This window comes from Mycobacterium sp. (assembly GCF_035314665.1).
Taxonomy (GTDB): domain Bacteria; phylum Actinomycetota; class Actinomycetes; order Mycobacteriales; family Mycobacteriaceae; genus Mycobacterium.
Genome location: NZ_DATFZD010000381.1, coordinates 1 through 2,327 on the forward strand (window position 1 = coordinate 1; position 2,327 = coordinate 2,327).

Consider the following 2,327-nt stretch of genomic DNA (forward strand, 5'->3'; position numbering starts at 1 on the left):
CGTCGACCAAATCCTGTTTGTGCCATTGATTCTGCCCGTGCGGCGCGCCGTCGCCGCCGCCCACACGCGCGGCACCCACGCCGTGCCGGCGTTCGGTGCGCCCTACCCTGAAACCGACTCGACCAGCAGAGCCGGCCGCTAAGGCAAGCGCACCCGCAGCCCGCTCCTTGACCTGCGCAAATTCCCCTACTGTCATCGTGGTACAAACTCGCCGGGCAGCACGACCCGGCCGACCCCGTCTATGCCTCATGGTTCGAGCCGGGGCAACCAGTGCTCCCATTCAGCGCCCGCGCCCCTCTGCCTGGCGAGACGGTGCCCGGCGAGACCGTCTGCGAGCGGGCCCTGTTTCCAGCCGTCCGGGGCGACGTCGTCGTGCGCGAATGGCTCGCCACGCGCTCCGAACTGTTGCGAAAGAGCGCAACCGGGGTGCCCAAATGAGTGGCGAGCGGAGACGGGCGCCCCGAAATGATCAGCTATGACAAGCAATCGAGAAGCTGCTGAGGACCGGCGAATCCCTGCGATCATCCGCGAGGAGCTAGAGCCCTTCCGGGAAGATCTCCTGGATCGCTTGGCGAAGGCGCGCGTCCTGGTCCAGCAGGCTCTCGAGCGCCGTCAGTCGCGTCTCGATCACCGCCAGATATCCCAGGCTGAGGTTGACGAATTCTTCAACCGATTCGCCTCTAGCAAGTCTGGTGTCAATGAAGCGGTAGAGGTTTCGGGTAGCGGGCAGCCCATCGGGGATGTTGCCCGTTCGGATTTGGGTAAGTAGTCCCTCCGGATTGATGTCCATGGCGCTTCTCTCTCGCCGATCGTTGGTCACACTCGCAGCTTATGAGAGCAAGCCCGTCGCGCATACGACATTGGAATCACGCTGCGCTTCTCTGCCCGGTGCCGTGTGCTGCACGGTGCTGCTGCGGTGCGGTGACTCAAGTGCCGAGCGAGAGTTCCCATCGGGCAAGGTTTATCGCCGCGATGACCGCGGGATCATCGGGGTCGAGTCCCTCAGCCTGCAGGGCTTGGCGTTCTTCGTCATCCACACCAGTGTTGGACGTGCGGCCTGTCGTGCGGTTCCCCGCACCCGCAATGTCAGAACCGGGTGAGCCACATGCACACGACTGGATTCCGCATACACGCGGCGTTGAGATCCGGCAGCGACGCCGAGCAGGGCATCCCGTTATCTTGCACGCATCCCGGCGGCGGCGGGCACGGCGCGCCATCGGGTGTCACACAAGAGATCGGGTCGGCCGCAGCCGGGACGGCTGAGGCGAACGCGAGAGCTATGGAAGCGGCGAACAGGGTGGCGAGGACGCGCATAGTCAGCCGCGTACTGCGGGCAGTAGGCGGTGATCGCCGCGTTGACGACGGCGTTGGCCTGCCAGGGCGTAAATGTCGGATCGTTTTGCAGCACGGTGGCATTGGTGTCTGCGCGGCTGTGCCCGGCCTGAAGGTATGCGCAGACCTTGCCGCCACCGGCCTCCGCGATCGTGGGGTCGGCGATTGTCATCCCGGGAATCTGCGAAGCCAGCCCGATAAAGGTCTGGTCAGGGTCAGGGCGCCGCGGTGCGACGGTAACGGGAGCTGGGGGTAGCGCGACCGGAGTGGGTGTCTCGGTGACGGTGACCGTCGTCGGCGGTGGTGGAGCAGGAGCGGCGGCGGGTGGCAGCGTCGTCGACTGCACTGGTGCCGCGGCGGTCGACGGCGGCTCGGCGGGAACCGATGTCGACCTGCGGCGTGCGCACTCGTGTGTCGCGGCCCTGAACCAACGCCCAGCCCACGACACCGATCACGCCGGCGAGTACCGCGCCGCAGAGGATGAACACCCCGGCAGTCGACCACGTGGCGCCCCAGGTGTGCCGCTAGGTGGGCGCGTCGTAGTCCTCAGTCTCGTCCTCGCTCGACCACGCCAGCTCGACGGCCCGGGTTGGGCCGGCGTCGGGCACGACAATGGTCTCGTTGCTCTCGTCGCGCTCTTTTGCGACGGCGGTCGGTTCACCGCTGGTGTCCACTTCGTTCACGTCCGGCTCCTTGGTCGGCTGAAGCATCGCACTCGTTACCGACAACCGGCCCGTCACTCAGCGAGAGGGTGACGGGCCACCGATCGAGTTAACGTCGCCTTTACGCGCGGCCCAGACCCGCTTGGGCACACATCCTGATCGTCGTATCCGGATGTGTGCTGCTCCGTTTCGGCGGCGACCGCCTGTCGGCTGAAACCACGTTCAAGATTCAGGCAGACCACTGTGGCGTTGGTGACCGCGCCGCGCCGCTGGCGGATGCCGATGCCCATCGTGTCGAGCGCGGTCAGGAACGCCGGCGGGCGATTTTCCACA

The 2,327-nt window shown here is 66.2% G+C and carries 5 protein-coding genes; all 5 read right to left on the reverse strand.

Features of this window, described 5'->3' with window-relative positions:
• Positions 1-535: 535 nt before the first annotated feature.
• Positions 536-820, reverse strand: a complete 285-nt coding sequence (locus tag VKI00_RS27260; protein WP_324443788.1) for a hypothetical protein — start codon at positions 818-820, stop codon at positions 536-538.
• Between the two features lie 354 nt (positions 821-1,174).
• Complete coding sequence (locus tag VKI00_RS27265; protein WP_324443792.1) at positions 1,175-1,663, reverse strand: DUF732 domain-containing protein; 489 nt, start codon at positions 1,661-1,663, stop codon at positions 1,175-1,177.
• Positions 1,548-1,820: a hypothetical protein gene (locus VKI00_RS27270; protein WP_324443794.1), complete on the reverse strand. Its 273-nt coding sequence runs from the start codon at positions 1,818-1,820 to the stop codon at positions 1,548-1,550. Before VKI00_RS27270 ends, VKI00_RS27265 begins: the two co-directional genes overlap by 116 nt.
• A gap of 36 nt (positions 1,821-1,856) precedes the next feature.
• A complete protein-coding gene (locus VKI00_RS27275; RefSeq protein ID WP_324443790.1) occupies positions 1,857-2,015 on the reverse strand; it encodes a hypothetical protein in 159 nt (52 codons plus the stop codon).
• A gap of 53 nt (positions 2,016-2,068) precedes the next feature.
• Positions 2,069-2,326, reverse strand: a complete 258-nt coding sequence (locus VKI00_RS33905; protein ID WP_414687303.1) for a DUF732 domain-containing protein — start codon at positions 2,324-2,326, stop codon at positions 2,069-2,071.
• Position 2,327: the final 1 nt, after the last annotated feature.